General features: G+C 64.9%; 18 protein-coding genes. 16 read left to right on the top strand and 2 right to left on the bottom strand.

Annotated features, from left to right (window positions below; genetic code table 11):
- Positions 1–46: 46 nt before the first annotated feature.
- The 11 genes from CXK94_RS16065 (at position 47) to CXK94_RS16015 (ending at position 10,839) form a co-directional block, all read left to right on the top strand.
- Positions 47–697 (top strand): hypothetical protein, encoded by a 651-nt coding sequence (locus CXK94_RS16065; protein ID WP_031755000.1) that lies wholly within the window; start codon positions 47–49, stop codon positions 695–697.
- A 65-nt stretch (positions 698–762) separates the two neighbouring features.
- Entirely contained in the window at positions 763–1,872 is a 1,110-nt protein-coding gene (locus tag CXK94_RS16060) for a DUF6094 domain-containing protein (RefSeq protein ID WP_102895088.1), read from the top strand.
- A gap of 102 nt (positions 1,873–1,974) precedes the next feature.
- Complete coding sequence (locus tag CXK94_RS16055; protein ID WP_019486119.1) at positions 1,975–2,280, top strand: hypothetical protein; 306 nt, start codon at positions 1,975–1,977, stop codon at positions 2,278–2,280.
- Between the two features lie 99 nt (positions 2,281–2,379).
- The gene (locus CXK94_RS16050) at positions 2,380–4,653 is read left to right on the top strand and encodes a helicase-related protein (protein WP_180984438.1); all 2,274 of its coding nucleotides are present in this window, start codon (positions 2,380–2,382) and stop codon (positions 4,651–4,653) included.
- A gap of 197 nt (positions 4,654–4,850) precedes the next feature.
- Positions 4,851–5,420 carry a PilL N-terminal domain-containing protein gene (locus CXK94_RS16045; RefSeq protein WP_180984437.1) on the top strand — a complete coding sequence of 190 codons (570 nt, stop codon included), beginning with the start codon at positions 4,851–4,853 and terminating at the stop codon, positions 5,418–5,420.
- Positions 5,417–6,064, top strand: a complete 648-nt coding sequence (locus tag CXK94_RS16040) for a hypothetical protein (protein WP_102895085.1) — start codon at positions 5,417–5,419, stop codon at positions 6,062–6,064. Before CXK94_RS16045 ends, CXK94_RS16040 begins: the two co-directional genes overlap by 4 nt.
- A gap of 9 nt (positions 6,065–6,073) precedes the next feature.
- Positions 6,074–6,793, top strand: a complete 720-nt coding sequence (locus CXK94_RS16035) for a TIGR03759 family integrating conjugative element protein (protein ID WP_102895084.1) — start codon at positions 6,074–6,076, stop codon at positions 6,791–6,793.
- Positions 6,778–7,398, top strand: a complete 621-nt coding sequence (locus tag CXK94_RS16030) for a lytic transglycosylase (RefSeq protein WP_102895083.1) — start codon at positions 6,778–6,780, stop codon at positions 7,396–7,398. The genes CXK94_RS16035 and CXK94_RS16030 overlap by 16 nt, the downstream gene beginning before the upstream one ends.
- Complete coding sequence (locus CXK94_RS16025; protein WP_031688133.1) at positions 7,395–7,928, top strand: integrating conjugative element protein; 534 nt, start codon at positions 7,395–7,397, stop codon at positions 7,926–7,928. The genes CXK94_RS16030 and CXK94_RS16025 overlap by 4 nt, the downstream gene beginning before the upstream one ends.
- Before the next feature lie 8 nt (positions 7,929–7,936).
- Complete coding sequence (gene traD / locus CXK94_RS16020) at positions 7,937–10,093, top strand: type IV conjugative transfer system coupling protein TraD (RefSeq protein ID WP_102895082.1); 2,157 nt, start codon at positions 7,937–7,939, stop codon at positions 10,091–10,093.
- Positions 10,090–10,839 carry a TIGR03747 family integrating conjugative element membrane protein gene (locus CXK94_RS16015; protein WP_015038879.1) on the top strand — a complete coding sequence of 250 codons (750 nt, stop codon included), beginning with the start codon at positions 10,090–10,092 and terminating at the stop codon, positions 10,837–10,839. Before traD ends, CXK94_RS16015 begins: the two co-directional genes overlap by 4 nt.
- Before the next feature lie 58 nt (positions 10,840–10,897).
- Here the strand turns inward: CXK94_RS16015 and CXK94_RS16010 are convergent, their stop codons facing one another.
- Positions 10,898–11,767, bottom strand: coding sequence for an ImmA/IrrE family metallo-endopeptidase (locus CXK94_RS16010; protein WP_058176026.1), 870 nt, complete (start codon positions 11,765–11,767; stop codon positions 10,898–10,900).
- Positions 11,768–11,769: 2 nt separating this feature from the next.
- On the bottom strand, positions 11,770–12,162 hold the full coding sequence (locus tag CXK94_RS16005; RefSeq protein WP_058176025.1) for a helix-turn-helix domain-containing protein: 393 nt from the start codon (positions 12,160–12,162) through the stop codon (positions 11,770–11,772).
- 288 nt (positions 12,163–12,450) lie between these two features.
- On the opposite strand from CXK94_RS16005, the gene CXK94_RS16000 reads away from it, so the two are divergent.
- The 5 genes from CXK94_RS16000 to CXK94_RS15980 are packed head-to-tail and all read left to right on the top strand — an operon-like array spanning position 12,451 to position 16,911.
- Positions 12,451–12,675 (top strand): DUF2188 domain-containing protein, encoded by a 225-nt coding sequence (locus CXK94_RS16000; protein WP_023093135.1) that lies wholly within the window; start codon positions 12,451–12,453, stop codon positions 12,673–12,675.
- 6 nt (positions 12,676–12,681) lie between these two features.
- A complete protein-coding gene (locus CXK94_RS15995; RefSeq protein ID WP_017462924.1) occupies positions 12,682–13,683 on the top strand; it encodes a CBASS cGAMP-activated phospholipase in 1,002 nt (333 codons plus the stop codon).
- Positions 13,677–14,819, top strand: a complete 1,143-nt coding sequence (locus CXK94_RS15990) for a CBASS cGAMP synthase (RefSeq protein WP_023094209.1) — start codon at positions 13,677–13,679, stop codon at positions 14,817–14,819. Before CXK94_RS15995 ends, CXK94_RS15990 begins: the two co-directional genes overlap by 7 nt.
- On the top strand, positions 14,816–16,447 hold the full coding sequence (locus CXK94_RS15985; RefSeq protein ID WP_058176022.1) for a ThiF family adenylyltransferase: 1,632 nt from the start codon (positions 14,816–14,818) through the stop codon (positions 16,445–16,447). Before CXK94_RS15990 ends, CXK94_RS15985 begins: the two co-directional genes overlap by 4 nt.
- A complete protein-coding gene (locus CXK94_RS15980; RefSeq protein ID WP_071534641.1) occupies positions 16,435–16,911 on the top strand; it encodes a Mov34/MPN/PAD-1 family protein in 477 nt (158 codons plus the stop codon). Before CXK94_RS15985 ends, CXK94_RS15980 begins: the two co-directional genes overlap by 13 nt.
- The last annotated feature ends 29 nt before the right edge of the window (positions 16,912–16,940 follow it).

The raw sequence follows: 16,940 nt of genomic DNA, 5'->3' as shown, positions 1-16,940 counted from the left end.
GCCCCGCGGGCTGTGGTTGCTCCTTCATTTTCAAGAGGACATCACCATGCCTGCACCTTCTTCCGCGAAACCGCTGTACCGCATCGACGAATGCCCCGACCTCATGGCCGACGGTTGCGTCGGTGACGAGCAGGGCAATCTCGTCTTTCTGTCGATCTGGGCGCGCGACACCGCCGTTCAGGAGTTCCTCGCCCGCCTGACCCTCGGCCGGGATGAACAGGGACTGGATCAGTTCCACGTCATCACCGAGCAGGGCGCTTCCATCCCGGTCTTCGTCGGCAACGTCGAGAACCTGGAAAAGCGCATCACCCGCGCCTATCGGCGAACGCTGTTCGGTTCGCTGACGAATGTGTGGCTGTTCGATCGTCGCTGCGTGAAGCCAGACAAGGCCAACGCCGGCGCGCTGGCGCTTCTGCCCAGGGATTCCGCTCACCGGCTCGACCGGCTGTGGACGCTGGTGCAGGACACCTGCCCGCTGCCACTGCTCGACCACTGGCGCGACACCGTGCTGGAGCTGTTGCAGACACGACGGATGCTGACCGGTCTTCCCTTGGCCCTCGGGCCGCTGGAAGGCCATCGGCTGGCCCTCGATGTCCCGGCGCTGACGAAGGCGTTGGGCGACCTGATCCGCAACGGCACCCTCGGCGCCACGCAGTACGAACTGGCCGCGAACGCACCGCTTCGGCGTGTGGCGTGAACCATCCCCACGGGCATGCGCGCCGCGCGTGCCCGCCTTCCCTCATCCATCACCAGGAGAAATCCATGGCACTCATGTTTCCGCGCCTGGCGCGCAATTTCATTCGTAACGGCTACTTCCCCACCGACGAACCGACGCTGGAGCGGGCCTTGTCCGCACTGGCGCCGTCTCCCGGCGCCATGTCCATCCTTGATCCCTGCGCCGGCGAAGGCGTGGCGATCGCCGAAGCCGCCCACGCCCTCGGGCGCGAGCAGGTTCAGGCCTTCGCCGTCGAGTACGACGCCGAGCGTGCCCGCCACGCACGGCAATTGGTCGATCGCTGCATCCACGGCGACCTGATGGACACGCTGATCTCGCGCCAGTCCTTCGGGCTGCTGTGGCTGAACCCGCCGTATGGCGACCTGAGCAAGGACGTGAACGGCAACATCGGCTATCAGGGCCAGGGCCGTGCGCGGCTGGAAAAGCTGTTCTATCAGCGTGCGCTGCCGCTGCTGCAGTACGGCGGCGTGTTGATCTTCATCGTGCCGTCCTACGTGCTCGACGCCGAGCTGGTCGGATGGCTGACGCGCCACTTCGCCGACCTGCGTATCTACCGTGCGGTGGAGATGCAGTTCAAGCAGGTGGTGATCTTCGGTCGCAGGATTCGTCAACGCGACCAGGCATCGGAGTCGGTCAAAGCCGTGCGCGGTCTGCTGCTGCAGATCGGACAGGGCGACGCCGAAGCCGAAGAGTTGCCGCTCGAATGGCCGTTCCTGCCGTACACCGTCCCTGCCAGCCCGGCAGAGCCGGAGCACTTCTATCGCGTGACGATGGAGCCCGAGCAGTTCGCCGATGAAGTCGGCCGGCTGCAAGGACTCTGGCCGGCGCTCGATACGCACCTGGGCGCCGCGCAGCAATCGCTGCGTCCGCCCGCGCGGGCCTTGTCGCACTGGCATCTCGCCCTGGCCCTGGCCGCAGGCGCGATCTCCGGCGTAGTGACGTCCAAGAGCGGGCGCGTGCTCGTCGTCAAAGGTGATACCCACAAGGAAAAGACCCTCCAGACGGAATACTCCGAGCGCGACGACGGCTCCGTGGCCGAGACGCGCATCCTCACCGACAAGTTCGTGCCGGTCATTCGTGCATGGGACTTGACGCTGGGCTCGCCCACGTGGGGCGAAGTGCTGACCATCCGCTGATCGCTGTTCCCTGACGGTTCGCCGTCGCTTTCATCCACCCACCGGGGTCACGTTGCCCCCGATGGGGTGCCGTGGCCCCTTCTTCCAGAAGGAGAAACCACCATGGCACTCGCAATCCTCAACCTCGCATCACAAGCACGCTTTTCGCCCGGGCAAGTGGTCATGACCGCCGGCGTCGACGAGCTGGTCCGACAGGGCCGGCTCAATCCCAGCGCGTACCTGCGCCGCCATCTTCATGGCGACTGGGGCGACCTGGACGACAGCGATCAACGGCAGAACGATGCCGCGCTGAAGTCCGGCGAGGATCGTCTGTTCTCGTCCTACCAGGTCACGCGCGACCTGAAGCTCTGGATCATCACCGAATGGGATCGCAGCGTCACCACGCTGCTGTTGCCCAGCGAATACTGATCCACATCCAGCGGCCTCGCGCCGCTTCTTTCTTCCCACCCAGGGGCATGTCACCGCCCCGTGGGGGAGGTGCATGCCCCATTGCTCTGGAGCATCACCATGTCCCTCGATCTCGAAACCGTTCCCGAAACCGCTGTGCAGCGCGACCTCCTCGAAGCGGCCGCTTCACCCCTCACGCTCAGCCTGCAGGACTTCGTGTCCGAGTTCGGCGACGAGTTGCTCGACTCGCTCAACCGCGCCAATCCTCCGGTCTACACCGGCCAAGTGCGGGTGCATCGGCAACTGATCCTCGCCGCGCTGAAGCGCAAGCTGTTCCCGGCGCAAGCCGATGTGGTCCACGCCGTCACCGAGCTGTTGGTCGACCGCGGCGAACGTGCCGCGATCGTCAATGGCGAGATGGGCTGCGGCAAGACGACGGTGGGTATTGCCACCGCAGCCGTGCTCAACGCCGAAGGCTACCGCCGTACTCTGGTGCTCTCGCCACCCCACCTGGTCTACAAGTGGCGGCGCGAGATTCAGGAGACGGTGGCCGGTGCCAAGGTCTGGGTGCTCAACGGCCCGGACACGCTGGTCAAGCTGCTGAAACTGCGCGAGCAGTTGGGCGTGCCGGCCCAGGGCCAGGAGTTCTTCGTCCTGGGCCGCGTGCGGATGCGGATGGGGTTCCACTGGAAACCTGTCTTCGTTCGGCGGCGCACGCCTCACGGCGACGTGGGGGCCTGCCCGGATTGCGGGCATGTCATCACCGACCTCGACGGCGAGCCGATCAACCCGATCGAACTCGAAGCCGAGGAGTCCCGCCGCAAGTGCTGCCACTGCCGTGCGCCCCTGTGGTCGTTGATCCGTCCGAGAGGCCTGTCCGCCAGCGACCAGTCCTCGACCGTGCTCAAGGCACTGAAGCGTATTCCAACCATCGGGGAAGTCACCGCGCAGAAGCTGATGCAAAAGTTCGGTGACGCCTTCCTCGCGTCGATGCTCGGGGACAACATCCACGAGTTCATCAACCTGATGGATGGCAACGGCGAGCTGGTCTTCTCGGACCGGCAAGCCCATCGGATGGAACGCGCGATGGCCAACATGGAGTTCGGCTTCGGCGAGGGCGGCTACCAGCCGTCCGAGTTCATCAAGAGGCAGCTTCCCCAAGGCACGTTCGACCTGCTCATCGCCGACGAGGCACACGAGTACAAGAACGGCGGCTCCGCACAGGGCCTGGCCATGGGGGTGTTGGCGGCCAAGGCGCGCAAGACGCTGCTGCTCACCGGCACACTGATGGGCGGCTACGGCGACGACCTGTTCCACCTGCTGTTCCGAGCCCTGCCGGGGCGGATGATCGAAGACGGCTACCGGCCGACGAAGAGCGGCAGCATGACGTCGGCCGCGATGGCGTTCATGCGCGATCACGGTGTCTTGAAGGACATCTACTCCGAGAGCACCGGCACGGCGCACAAGACGGCCAAAGGCACCAAGGTATCGGTGCGCACGGTCAAGGCGCCGGGTTTCGGTCCCAAGGGCGTGCTGCGTTGCGTCCTGCCGTTCACGGTCTTCCTCAAGTTGAAGGACATCGGTGGCAACGTGCTGCCGCCCTACGACGAGGAGTTCCGCGAAGTCGCGATGGACACGGCGCAAGCCGCGGCCTACCGCGATCTGGCGGGTCGCCTGACCCAGGAGCTGAAGCAGGCCCTGGCGAAGCGCGACACGACGCTGCTCGGTGTGGTCCTCAACGTGCTGCTGGCCTGGCCGGACTGCTGCTTCCGGTCGGAGACGGTGGTGCATCCGCGCACGCGCAGCACCTTGGCGTTCGTGCCGGCTCAGTTCAACGAGCTGGAGGTGATGCCTAAGGAACGCGAGCTGATCGAGATCTGCAAGCGGGAGAAGGCAGAGGGTCGCAAGACCCTGGTCTATTCGGTCTACACCGGCACGCGCGACACCACGTCGCGCTTGAGGGTGCTGCTGGAGCAGGAAGGCTTCAAGGTGGCGGTACTGCGCGCGAGCGTGGATGCTTCCCGCCGCGAGGACTGGATCGCCGAGCAGTTGGACCGCGGCATCGACGTGCTCATCACCAATCCCGAGCTGGTGAAAACCGGCCTGGACCTGCTGGAGTTCCCGACCATCGTGTTCCTCCAGTCCGGCTACAACGTGTATTCGCTGCAGCAGGCCGCCCGGCGCTCATGGCGCATCGGCCAGAAGCAGCCGGTGCGCGTGGTCTACCTCGGCTACGCCAATTCCTCGCAGATGACCTGCCTGGGGTTGATGGCCAGGAAGATCATGGTGTCGCAGAGCACCTCGGGCGACGTACCCGAGTCGGGCTTGGATGTTCTGAACCAGGATGGCGATTCCGTCGAGGTCGCCCTGGCCCGGCAGCTTGTCACGGTCTGATCCATGTGCTCATGCCGGCGGCCCCTCGGGGTCGCCGGCTTCCTTCCACGGCCCTTCGGGGCCGTTTTTCTTGGGCGTATGACAGTCCATGGCGCCGCCCTCCATGTATTCGGGCGGGCGTCAGTGCGTTTTGTTTGCTGCCCGCAGGCCAAGCGGCGGCGATGGTGAGCGCTCCGTGTTCCAGGGAAGCGCCCTCCATGCAACCATCCATCCGCGCTGTTCACCGCCTGGCCCTCGCCGCTGGCTTGCTGGCCGGCAGCCTGTTCGCCGTCGGCTGCGCCACGACCGCCGCGCCGTCTGCGCCAGCGGTGCCGGCCGCATCGCCAACCGCCGTCGCGCCGGAGCCAGGTTTCGTTCCGGTGGCCCGCTACGGCCGCTACACCCTGGTCGAGCTGGTGCCGGAACCTGCGCAGCGTGATCTCTTGCAGCAGGCGGTGGAGGTCTCTATTCCGCCCATGCTCGATGCCAGCGTGGGCGATGCCATGCGCCATGTGTTGCTGCGCTCCGGCTATCGGCTCTGCGATGCGGCCGAGGCCGCCACGCTCTACGCGCTGCCGCTGCCTGCCGCACACCTGCGCCTGGGTCCGCTGATGCTGCGCGATGCCTTGCTGACCCTTGCCGGCCCCGCCTGGGAGCTGTCGGTCGATGACTTGACCCGCCAGGTCTGCTTCAGCCGGCACGGTGCTCCCACCTTCCTTTCCGCCAACCCGCCCGGCACCACCACGCCCGTGCCGGACGCCGACCGGCCCGAGGAGATGCAGCCATGACCTTTCCCCAAGCGCCATCCGAGCGCAATTCCCGCACGCGCTGGCTCAAGATCGCCGCGGCCTTCTGGCTGCTGCTCATCAGTGCCGTGGCACTCATCAACAGCGTCGGCCTGTCGCGGCTCGCCGAACAGACCCAGGGCAGCGCGCAGGATGCGCAGGTCAAGGCGCTGGGCCTGCGCGTGGCCGATCTGGAGCAACAGGCCGATGCGGACAAGCGCCGGCCGGCGCCGATCAGCCAGGCCGAATTCGCCAACGCGCGGCAGGTGCTGGACGAACGGATGACGCGCCTTGAAGAGGCCGAGGAGACGAGGGCCTCGGCCATCGACCTGCAGACGCTGCAGGCGCGCGTGAACGGAATCGAAACCCGCCTGGAGAAGGCCCGGCAGGTGGCATCCGCCGCTCGCCCGCGCGTTCCGGTTGCGACGAAGCCCAAGGTGCCGGAGCCGCCGTTCCGGGTGCTCGGCGTGGAGCTGCGGGGAGGCGAGCGCTTTCTGTCGATCACCTCCATCGCCGCGGCCTCACTCGCGGGCGCCCGGCTGCTGCGCGAGGGCGATGCCGAGGGCGGCTGGCAACTGCAGTCCATCGAGGCGCAGGCGGGCGTATTCCAGGTGAATGGCCAGACGCAGCGCGTTGCGGTGCCGTAGGAGGTCGCCATGATCCTGCGGTCGTTGCTCGCTGCCGTTGTCCTGTTCGCCGCTTTCGGTGCATCCGCCCAACCGGCCCCGGTGACGAACTCGCGCATGGTGCCCGCCCAGGTGCAGCCGGGCGCTGATGCCGCGCTCGACGAGAGGCTGGCGCGGGAGTGGGGGCTTCGCTCCGAGGAGTGGGCACGTTACCGCCAACTGATGCAGGGGCCGCTCGGTGTCTATTCGCCCCAGCTCGATCCGCTCACCGCGCTGGGCATCGAGGCCCGCAGCGAGGAGGAGCGCAGGCGCTACGCCGAACTGCAGGTGCAGGCCGAGGCCCGGCGCGTCGGCAAGACGCTGGCCTACCAGCGGGCCTACGACGCGGCGTGGCAGCGCCTGTTTCCCGGCCAGCCGCGCGTGAGCCTGCCCGGCGCCAAGGCGCAGGGTGCCGGCAACACCGGCTCCGGGCGCCTGGCGGTCTTCGTCAAGGCCGACTGCGCACCGTGCGCGCAGCGCGTGCAGCAGTTGCAGGCGGCCGGCACGGCCTTCGACCTCTACATGGTCGGCAGCCGCCAGGACGACGCGCGCATCCGGCAGTGGGCCACCCAGGCGGGCATCGACCCGGCCAGGGTGCGCGCCCGCACCATCACGCTCAACCACGATGCGGGGCGCTGGCTGTCGCTCGGCCTGCCCGGCGATCTGCCGGCCGTGGTGCGCGAGGTGAACGGCCAATGGCAGCGGCAATAGGTACTCCGGGCCGGGAGCGTCGGCCGTCCCGCGTCGCCATCCGCTGCGCCAGTGCCGCGCTGCTTCTTGCCACCGGCGGCTGGGCGTTGGCCGCCCTGGGGCGGGAAGTGCCGCCGCCGGCCTATCAACTGGCGGCGCATCGTGCAGACGTGCCGGCGGCGGTGCTGTATGCGGTGGCCTTGCAGGAGAGTGGCGCCATGCTGCGCGGGCGCCTGATCCCCTGGCCGTGGACGCTCAACGTCGCCGGCTCGCCACAGCGCTATGCCACCCGCGCCGAGGCCTGCGCAGGGCTGCACCGTGCGCTCGCCCACACGCCGGCCAATCGCCTCGACGCCGGCCTCGGCCAAGTCAATCTCGGCTACCACACGCATCGCTACACGCAGCCCTGCGAGCTGCTGGACCCATACCGCAACCTCGCCATCGCTGCGGAAATCCTGCGCGAACAGCACACGCCGGGCGAGGACTGGCTGCTTGCCATCGGCCGCTACCACCGGCCCGCCGGCGGGGCACCCGCGGCGCGCTACCGGCGCAGTGTGCATCGGCACCTGACCCGCGTGCTCGACTCCGGCGTTCCCGTTCCAACCCTTCAGGCCACCACACCATGAACCACATCGTCCTTATCGCCGCCATCGGGCTGCTGCCCACGACCACCGTCTTCGCCCAGACCGTCTCCGCGCCGCTGATCGTCGTCGAAGACCGCGGCGGCGACTCCGCGCTGCCGTACTACCAGTCGCTGAATCCTCAGCCGGACCAGGCCACGCCGCCGGCCCCGATGCCAGCCCCGCGCGTGGGTAACGCGGCCGACGCCGAAGCCGCCATGCTGCCGGTGCGCTCGACGCAACTGTCGCCGGGCGACGTGCAGCGCCGCGTCATCCGGGCGCCGGGCCTGACGGCGCTGTTCCTGATCGGCGACGACGAGCGGTCGCGCGCCTGGCTGCGGCAGCGGCAGGCGACGCTGCGAGAGCTGCAGGCCGTGGGCCTGGTGGTCAACGTGGAGTCGATGGCCGCGCTGACGGCGCTGCGCAGGCTGGCTCCCGGCCTGACCCTCTCGCCGGCCTCCGGCGACGACCTGGCTCAGCGCCTGGGCCTGCGCCACTACCCGGTGCTCATCACGTCCACCGGCGTCGAGCAGTAGGTGCGCAAATGGCCCAACCGCATGCGGTCGAGGTTCTGCTGCGGCCAGCGGTGGAGCTTCATACCGTGGCGGTCTGCACCGGCGCCGCGATTCTGTGTCTGGTGGCACCGTGGTCGCTCGCGCTGAACCCGCTGCTCGGCCTGGGCTCGGCGCTGGCCTTCCTGACCTTCGGCGCGATTCGCCTGCGCGATGCCTGGGCAATCCTGCGCTATCGCCGCAACATCCGCCGCCTGCCGCGCTACGTGATGACGAGCCGCGACGTGCCGGTGAGTCAGCAACGGCTGTTCGTCGGCCGGGGCTTTCGCTGGGAGCAGCGACACACGCACCGACTGATGCAGACCTACCGGCCGGAGTTCCGCCGCTATGTCGAGCCGACGGCGATCTACCGGGCCGCCCGGCGGCTGGAGGAACGGCTGGAGTTCGTACCATTTCCAGTCTCGACGCTGGCGCGCGCGCTGGCCTGGGACAGCCCGCTCAACCCGGCGCGACCGCTGCCGCCGGTCGGCGGACTGCCGCGCCTGCATGGCATCGAGCCGCACGAGGTCGACGTCACCCTGCCGCTGGGCGAGCGCGTCGGCCACACCCTGGTGCTGGGCACCACGCGCGTGGGCAAGACGCGGCTGGCCGAGCTGTTCATCACCCAGGACATCCGCCGCAAGGTCCGCGGCGAGCACGAGGTGGTGATCGTCTTCGACCCCAAGGGCGATGCGGACCTGTTGAAGCGCATGTACGTCGAGGCCAAGCGCGCCGGGCGTGAAGGCGAGTTCTACGTCTTCCATCTGGGCTGGCCGGACATCTCGGCGCGCTACAACGCTGTCGGCCGGTTCGGGCGGATCTCCGAGGTGGCCACGCGCATCGCCGGACAGCTCTCGGGTGAAGGCAACAGCGCCGCGTTCCGCGAATTCGCCTGGCGCTTCGTCAACATCATCGCGCGCGCCCTGGTCGAGCTGGGGCAGCGGCCGGACTACCTGCTGATCCAGCGCCACGTCATCAACATCGACGCGCTGTTCATCGAGTACGCCCAGCACTACTTCGCCAAGAACGAGCCGAAGGCCTGGGAGGTCATCGTCCAGCTCGAAGCCAAGCTGAACGACAAGAACATCCCGCGCAACATGATCGGGCGCGAGAAGCGCGTGGTGGCCCTCGAACAGTACCTGTCCCAGGTGCGCATCTACGACCCGGTGCTCGACGGCCTGCGCAGCGCCGTGCGCTACGACCGGACGTACTTCGACAAGATCGTGGCTTCGCTGCTGCCGCTGCTGGAGAAGCTCACCACCGGCAAGATCGCGCAACTGCTTGCGCCGAACTATTCGGACCTGTCCGACCCGCGGCCGATCTTCGACTGGATGCAGGTCATCCGCAAACGCGCGGTGGTCTACGTGGGGCTGGATGCGCTGTCCGACGCCGAAGTCGCGGCGGCGGTGGGCAACTCGATGTTCAGCGACCTGGTCTCGGTCGCCGGCCACATCTACAAGTTCGGCATCGATGACGGGCTGCCCGGCGCCGCGGCGGGCACCAAGATCCCGATCAACGTCCACGCCGACGAATTCAATGAACTCATGGGCGACGAGTTCATTCCGATGGTCAACAAGGGCGGCGGTGCCGGCGTGCAGGTGACGGCCTACACGCAGACCTTGAGCGACATCGAGGCCCGCATCGGCAATCGTGCCAAGGCCGGCCAGGTGGTCGGCAACTTCAACAACCTGTTCATGCTGCGCGTGCGCGAGACCGCCACCGCCGAACTGCTGACGCGACAACTGCCCAAGGTCGAGGTGTATGCCACGGCACTGATGAGCGGCGCCACCGACAGCTCCGACCCGCACGGCAATACCGCGTTCACGTCCAACACCCAGGACCGCATCAGCAGCAACAGCGTGCCATTGATCGAGCCCGCGCATGTCGTGGCGCTACCGAAGGGGCAGTGCTTCGCGCTGATCGAGGGCGGCAACCTCTGGAAAGTCCGCATGCCGCTGCCGGCACCCGACCCCGACGAAGCCATGCCGAAGGATCTGCAGGAGCTGGCCGGCTATATGCGGCAGCACTACGTCGAGACAGGAGACTGGTGGGCGAACCAAGGCATCCCCGGCCTGCAGGACAAGGCGCTGCCCGACGACCTGCTGGACGACTTCAAGCAGATGGCCGCCGCTGAAGAGGCCGAAGCATGAGCGATCCGGCCGTCGCGGCCCAGCGCCAGCAGCAACGACAGCAAGGCCTGATCGCCGGCCTGGTCACGCTGCCGTTCCGCTTCTTCGGCGTGCTGTGCGGCGCGCTGCTGCTGTGCATCCTGATCGAGTGCGTCGGCATGCACTTCTTCTGGCCCGATCAGGGCTGGCGCCACGCGCAGGGCATGCTGCACTACGAGCTGGATCAGCTCTCCACGCATTTCACGCGCAGCGCGCTGGTGCAGGAGCCGGGGCGCACCGCGCACCGGCTGGTCGAGCAGGGCTACGACTGGCTGTTCGTGAAGAGCGGCCTGCTGGACTGGATACGCGATGCGTCGGCGCAGGCCAGCGCCGGCAGCCATCGCCCGACCAAGGATTTCCGCTACTACATCGGCCTGGTCTACGTGAACGTGGAGAGCTACCTGATCGCGGCGGCCTACACGACGCTGGTCTTCCTCGTGCGGCTGCTGGTGCTGTGCCTGACCCTGCCGCTGTTCCTGATGGCCGCCTTCGTCGGACTGGTGGACGGCCTGGTGCGCCGGGACATCCGCCGCTTCGGCGCGGGACGCGAATCGGGGTTCATCTATCACCGCGCCAGGGCCAGCCTGATTCCGCTGGCCGTACTGCCTTGGGTGACTTACCTGGCACTGCCGGTCAGCGTGAACCCGCTGCTGATCCTGCTGCCCAGCGCCGCACTGCTCGGCGTGGCGGTGTGCATTGCGGCGGCGACGTTCAAGAAGTATCTGTAAGAACGCGCAAATGGCGCGTAAAGAGTCACCTCCTTGCGGTCGTGGCCCTGATCGCTTTTCAGCGGCGCCGGCTTCGCCCCGGCCATGGCAGTTCTCCCGTCAATTCTGCCAAGCCTCCATCGTCTTCGACACGTGCGCCGAAGCGGTTCACCTCAACCTCCGGCAAATCGTCGCTGTCGAACCATAGCAAGGAGATGGTGGTATCGGTGCGCTGGTAATGTCTTGAAAGTTCCCAAAGGTCAAGGCCCTTTTCCCAGTTGTCGAACCAGACGTCCTGTGAAACTTCCCCCGTCTCAGTAGCGCTATTCCCTGAAGAGCGGAGTCGGTGAGCCACGGAGCCTGCTGGAATGACCGACCTGGGAGGTATCCAGGCCCCAGCTTGCCGCAAGGCCGTTGAGCGTGCGGCATACCGCACCGCACCGCGCTCCATGGTGACGAATGCGCACGGCATGTCACTAAGACTGGCAAACCTTGACGCCGCTGCAGGGAATGATGTGCCGAACAAGTCGGCCATGTGTTGGATGAGATCCAGGGAGGGCTCTTCCTTGGGAACAGCGGAGAGCCATTGCTGATAGGGCATCAGCAGTTCAGCGGCAAACGTGTCGCAGGCGATCTCGTTCGGATGTCGCTTTGCATAGGACCATGACGGCACCTCGTCGTGACTTGATTCCAAGCCGAGTACGATATGAGCTATTTCGTGGCAGACAGTGAAGCGCTGGCGCTCTTCGGTTTCCAGCGAATTCACCGTGATGATGTGCTTCCCGTTCGGCTTGGTAACGGTATAGCCGGACTCCCCATCGCTAAGCTCATCCTTCTTGACCTTGGCGTTAGCCGCGGTCACATACGGGGACAGGTCTTCTCGGATGTTCGAAACATCGACTCTCGCGACAAACGCGCGCGCTCTCTGCCTGACATCCGCCTCGTCCATGTTCAGTCGTCCTCGTCGTCGTCGTCGAAGGCCTTCTTGATTCGGGCGATGAGCGTCGCGGGATCAGGCCTTGCATTTCCCCGATGCCTGACTCCAGCCGCGGCCGAAAAAACATCGATGCTGATCGAGGGATCTTGTAGCACGAATTCAACAAGGCTTGGATCAGCATCTGCGTGGTCAACCAGCCACATCACGAGTGCGGCATCTCTTTCCCCCGGCTTGAGAACCTTCAACAGCTTCTCAACCAAGTCTTGGGATGGGTTTGTCTTCTCGCCTGTTTCGAGACGGTGGACATAAGCATGATCAACTGACGATAGCTGGCCGATCTCACGCAGGGAAAGGGTTCTGCGTTCGCGTAGCGTCTTGAGGGCGACGCCTAGGCCTGTTTGCGGCATGAGTTCTGATCCTTGCGGTTGCGGGAATAAGGGCCAAGCCCTCTGTTGCCCCTCCACATCCGGTTGATGTTCAAAGGCGTACACCGCACGCCCAGTTGCACCGGCGCACGTGCTCTGATACATTGTTGTCCAGCCAGACAACAGATGTAGGTTTTACGCCTGCTCCAGGTTGGATTGGCTCGGCCTTCCTGTTGTCTGCGTGAGCAACGAATTGTGCTACAGCGGGCGGCCGTTGACAACCTAGCCGAGCGGCTGGGACTTCGATAGTTCCACTGTAGGAGAGTCATCATGGCAGGCAAGAATCAGCATGTTGTTCCTCATCAGGACGGTTGGGCCGTGAAGGGAGCCGGCAATCAGCGGGCGACCTCCGTGCACGACACGCAGCAACAGGCCATTGACGCAGCGAGGGATATCGCACGCAACCAGCAATCCGAACTCGTCATCCATCGTCCGGATGGCCGTATCCGTGACAAGGACAGCCACGGCAACGACTCCTTCCCGCCGAAGGGCTGAAGTGCCATGACGGGCATCCCTACCTACCATGTGCTCGCCCTGTCAGGGGGCGGTTATCGCGGCCTGTACACCGCCACGGTTCTCGCCGAACTCGAAACCGTGCTGGGCCGTCCGATCGCTTCGCACTTTGATCTGATTTGCGGCACATCGGCAGGAGGGATGCTGGCTTTGGGGCTGGCTGCGGAAATTCCGGCCTACGAACTCAAGGCACTGTTTGAAGAACAGGGCAGCCGCATCTTTGGCTGCCGCAGCCTGCCGCGGCGGCTTCTGGGATTCTGGCTGACAGCAAAGCATGACTCAGCGGGATTGAAAGAGGTACTGACCGAGCGCTTCCAAGGGACCACGATAGGTGACCTGAAGCATCGTGTTCTTGTGCCGGCAGTCAACTACTCGACGGGACGCGGGCAGTTCTTCAAGACACCGCACCATCCGTCCTTTGAGCTGGATCACCGCATGAAGGTCGTTGATGTGGCGTTGGCGACAGCCGCCGCGCCCGTCTACTTTCCTCTGGCGCGCAACGACCGCGGTGTCTTCGCGGATGGGGGGCTGGTGGGAAACGCCCCGGGCCTGTTCGGGTTGCACGAAGTCAAGACGTTCCTGGCACCGAAACAGGATGCGCTGGTTCGGGTCCTCGCCATCGGCACGATGACCATCGGTGCGACCGTTCGCGGCGGCGCCAGCCTCGACCGCGGATTCGGCAAGTGGCGCGGAGGACTCTTCGATCTCGTGATCTCCGCCCAGGAGTCGTCGGTGGACTACATGCTGCGGCAGGCGTTGGGCAACAACTACTTCCAGATCGACGACAAGGCGACGCCGGATCAAAGCAAGGACGTGAAGGCGCTGGATCGGGTTTCCATTGGCGCCACGAATACGCTCAAGGATCGCGGCAACCACGCGGCGCAGCGTGCGCTCGGCGATCCTCTTTTCCAACCATTTCGAGCGCACCAGGCCGGCGCTCCCATCTTCTATCACGGCCCCAACAAGAATGTTCCGGAGGCCGCATGCTGAACTTGAGCCCACTCTTCTTCACCACCCTTGATGACGAATCCTGCATGCACGACGAGCTGGATCTGACGCCTGGGCAGCGCGCCTGGATCGCCAGCGCACGCACTGACGTCAGGGACTGCCTGCGCACAGGCATCCCCCGCGTGCTTAGGGCAAACGGATACACGGAAGACGTGCCACAGCCGCGCTTCTTCACGCAAGGGTCGTGGGCATACAAGACGCTGAACTCCCCGGCACAACACCCTCAGCAGGCGGATGTCGATGATGGCTGCTATCTGCCAATGAGTTTCGTCTCGCAGACGAAGCGTCCCAGCACTGCGGCGACGGTGTTCTTTGCCGCTGCGGAAGAAGCATTGAAGCCGCTGGTCGAGGAAAGGCGGTGGAAGCTTGTCACCGACAAGCCGACATGCATCCGCATCGTCATTGCTGCGTATGCCCACATTGATATTCCTCTGTACGCCATTCCCGACGAGGAATTTGTCACGCTCGCAAAGGCTTCGATGGAGCGATATGGCTACGACTCGCTGACGGAAGCGGTGAACATGGCAGAGCGCGATGCCTGGACCGCGCTGCCGGCTGACAAGGTTCTCCTGGCCCATCGTGAATGCAACTGGATGTCCTCTGACCCGAGGCCCGTGAAGGAATGGTTCCTGGGCGAAGTGGAGGCCAAGGGGGAGCAGTTCCGCCGCGTGGTTCGTTACTTGAAGGCGTTCCGCGATTGGAAGTGGTCCAGCGGAGGACCTGCCTCGATCCTGTTGATGGCCGCCGCGGCCCCGCTCTTTGAGAAACGCGATAGGCGCGACGACCTTGCTCTGCTGGATGTCGTCGCGGCACTGCCAGCCCGGTTGCGGGGGGGAGTGAACAACCCCGTGGAAGAGTCCGAATCGCTCACGGAGCGACTTGGCCAAGCGGGTGTCGAAGATGCGGCCAAAGCATTCGAAGAGTTTGAGAAGGTGCTTCGCGGAGCAACCGGCGCCGGCAGTCCTTCACAGGCCTGCATCTGGATGCGAGGCGAATTCGGCCCGCGTTTTCCGAACGAGCCGGATCGGGTCAAGGTGGTGTCCGTTGCCGCCACCATTGCCGCGACTCCCGCTACTGCTGGTCCTAGCGAACTCATCGGACGAACGAAAGCTGGATGAGCAGCGCCGCAGCGGTCGCAGACGTGATCGAGGCCTTCAAGCAGCGAGGCTTCGCGTTTGTTGGCAAGACGGATGACGGCTGGTTCAAGCTGCACGGGCGGTTGACCCCGCCCCATGCGGACAAGGGTTGTCCGTGCGAAGTCCAGCTCGACCCCACGTTCTTCGACTTGCCTCGCATCCGGCTGCTGGAAATCCCTCCTGAGCTGCCCGCAGCGGTTCCTCATCTTGGCGCAGATGGCGGGCTTTGCTATCTCGCCAAGGGCACCGTCGTTCTGGACATCTACGATCCTGTCGGACAGTCGCTGGCGTGCCTGCAACGCGCGGCCGTCGTGTTCGGGCAGATCATACAGGGGGAGATGATCGAAGACCTCGCGGAAGAGTTCTTCGCCTATTGGCACGGCTGGCATTGTTTCGTGGACATGCAAGGCGAGGATCTAGGGCGACAGAACTGCATAGTCGCGCATGCCAATGGGTGCCCCTTGTGGTTCATCACCGACAACGAAGATCGAACAACTGAGAAGCTGAAGTCGCTCGGCTACCAGGTCACCGATAGAACGGTGCTGACTTACCGGGTAAAGACCGGTGCTCAACCGCGCCCTCTGACTAGCAATTGGCCTCCTGAAACAGTCGGGGATATCCTGGCGTGGCAGAGCACTCTTGATCCCCGGTGCCGGCGCAAGATTCACGAGCGTATCAAGGAGGGGGAGAGGAAGAAGGCCAACGGAGTTCTGATCGTCATCGAGTCTCCGCTGATGACCTATGGCTTTGCGGTTCTCTACGACCGCCAAAGTCCTGTCCAAAAGAGCAAGCTCGCAGATCGCAGGGATTCGAGCTATGGGTTGAAGGTGATGCCCATTTCGGTGGTCAGAATCGACGATCGGTATCTTGCCCAGCGGAACATGCCGAACTCAAAGACGCTTGCAGGGAAGAACATCGCCGTCGTTGGATGCGGCACGATTGGCGGCTATCTGTCGGACATGCTTGTCAAGGCTGGGGCGGGGACATGCGGCGGAAAACTCACGTTGGTGGATTTCGATTGCCTTCTCCCGCAGAACATCGGGCGCCATCGCCTCGGGTTCCCGGACCTGCTCTCGAACAAGGCCGAGGCTATGGCGAAGGAACTCAAGCGCTTGGCGCCAGGCGCCGAGATTCGCGCGCTGCCCGTGGATGTCAGGCATGCCCAACTGGGCGAGCTGGACCTGCTCATAGATGCCACCGGGGAAGAATCCCTCGGGCATTGGCTGTGCGGCCACTATCCGCCTCCGACGCCCATGCTTTCGGTCTGGATCGAGGGGCCGGGAACGGCGGTCCGCACGCTTCTGAGGACGAACGCGTCTGGTGCGTGCTATCGATGTCTTTGGCACAGCAACAGGAGAGGCGAGCTCCGTTCTACCATTGATCCTCTTCCTGCCATTCTGGCGGGGCATGGATGCGAGGGCTTGTACGTGCCATTCCCCGCTTCGGTGTCGGTGCACGCTGCCAGCCTGGGCGCTGAGATGACCCTTGATTGGGTCAACGGTGTCTATACCCCCGCGTTACGAACCAGGTTGATCGACCGCGCCCAGCAGCTTGCTACGCCCGACTGCGATCCGCTGCGGGATCGGGAATGCCCCTTATGCAGTTCATGAGTTCTTGGGCGTCCGACGACAACAGAACGCTGCTGCATTTCTCGAAGTCCACGCTGGAGACCTTCCGCCAGCATGTTCAGGCCAGTGATTCTGACTGTGAAGCTGGCGGGCTGCTGCTCGGTTCTGTCCATGGAACTCACATGCTCATTGAGCAGGCAACGGTTCCTACGGCATGGGACAAACGGTTTCGCTACCTGTTCGAGAGAATGCCATTCGGCCACGAAGCCATTGCACTGGCTCGATGGACGGCGAGCCAAGGAACCATCCGCTATTTGGGCGAATGGCACACCCATCCGGAAGACAACCCCAACCCGTCTGGCCTCGATAGATCGGAATGGAACCATCTGTCGGCCAAGCGTCGGGATAAGCGACCAACGCTCGCTGTCATTGTTGGCCGAAATGCCCTGTATATTGAGTTGGTGCCAAGCTCAGGCCAAGGATCAATATTCTCCCCTGTGGAATAGTGGCACAACAAACCAATGCCGTCCCAGTG

Source organism: Stutzerimonas stutzeri (assembly GCF_002890915.1).
Classification (GTDB): domain Bacteria; phylum Pseudomonadota; class Gammaproteobacteria; order Pseudomonadales; family Pseudomonadaceae; genus Stutzerimonas; species Stutzerimonas stutzeri_AF.
The sequence above is the reverse complement of the archived record's forward strand: the minus strand, read 5'-3'. Positions and strand labels throughout refer to the sequence as shown.

Coding starts and splice junctions, on each gene's coding strand:
- CXK94_RS16065 (WP_031755000.1), top strand. CDS start 47: ATGCCTGCACCTTCTTCCGCGAAACCGCTGTACCGCATCGACGAATGC.
- CXK94_RS16060 (WP_102895088.1), top strand. CDS start 763: ATGGCACTCATGTTTCCGCGCCTGGCGCGCAATTTCATTCGTAACGGC.
- CXK94_RS16055 (WP_019486119.1), top strand. CDS start 1,975: ATGGCACTCGCAATCCTCAACCTCGCATCACAAGCACGCTTTTCGCCC.
- CXK94_RS16050 (WP_180984438.1), top strand. CDS start 2,380: ATGTCCCTCGATCTCGAAACCGTTCCCGAAACCGCTGTGCAGCGCGAC.
- CXK94_RS16045 (WP_180984437.1), top strand. CDS start 4,851: ATGCAACCATCCATCCGCGCTGTTCACCGCCTGGCCCTCGCCGCTGGC.
- CXK94_RS16040 (WP_102895085.1), top strand. CDS start 5,417: ATGACCTTTCCCCAAGCGCCATCCGAGCGCAATTCCCGCACGCGCTGG.
- CXK94_RS16035 (WP_102895084.1), top strand. CDS start 6,074: ATGATCCTGCGGTCGTTGCTCGCTGCCGTTGTCCTGTTCGCCGCTTTC.
- CXK94_RS16030 (WP_102895083.1), top strand. CDS start 6,778: ATGGCAGCGGCAATAGGTACTCCGGGCCGGGAGCGTCGGCCGTCCCGC.
- CXK94_RS16025 (WP_031688133.1), top strand. CDS start 7,395: ATGAACCACATCGTCCTTATCGCCGCCATCGGGCTGCTGCCCACGACC.
- traD (WP_102895082.1), top strand. CDS start 7,937: ATGGCCCAACCGCATGCGGTCGAGGTTCTGCTGCGGCCAGCGGTGGAG.
- CXK94_RS16015 (WP_015038879.1), top strand. CDS start 10,090: ATGAGCGATCCGGCCGTCGCGGCCCAGCGCCAGCAGCAACGACAGCAA.
- CXK94_RS16010 (WP_058176026.1), bottom strand. CDS start 11,767: ATGGACGAGGCGGATGTCAGGCAGAGAGCGCGCGCGTTTGTCGCGAGA.
- CXK94_RS16005 (WP_058176025.1), bottom strand. CDS start 12,162: ATGCCGCAAACAGGCCTAGGCGTCGCCCTCAAGACGCTACGCGAACGC.
- CXK94_RS16000 (WP_023093135.1), top strand. CDS start 12,451: ATGGCAGGCAAGAATCAGCATGTTGTTCCTCATCAGGACGGTTGGGCC.
- CXK94_RS15995 (WP_017462924.1), top strand. CDS start 12,682: ATGACGGGCATCCCTACCTACCATGTGCTCGCCCTGTCAGGGGGCGGT.
- CXK94_RS15990 (WP_023094209.1), top strand. CDS start 13,677: ATGCTGAACTTGAGCCCACTCTTCTTCACCACCCTTGATGACGAATCC.
- CXK94_RS15985 (WP_058176022.1), top strand. CDS start 14,816: ATGAGCAGCGCCGCAGCGGTCGCAGACGTGATCGAGGCCTTCAAGCAG.
- CXK94_RS15980 (WP_071534641.1), top strand. CDS start 16,435: ATGCAGTTCATGAGTTCTTGGGCGTCCGACGACAACAGAACGCTGCTG.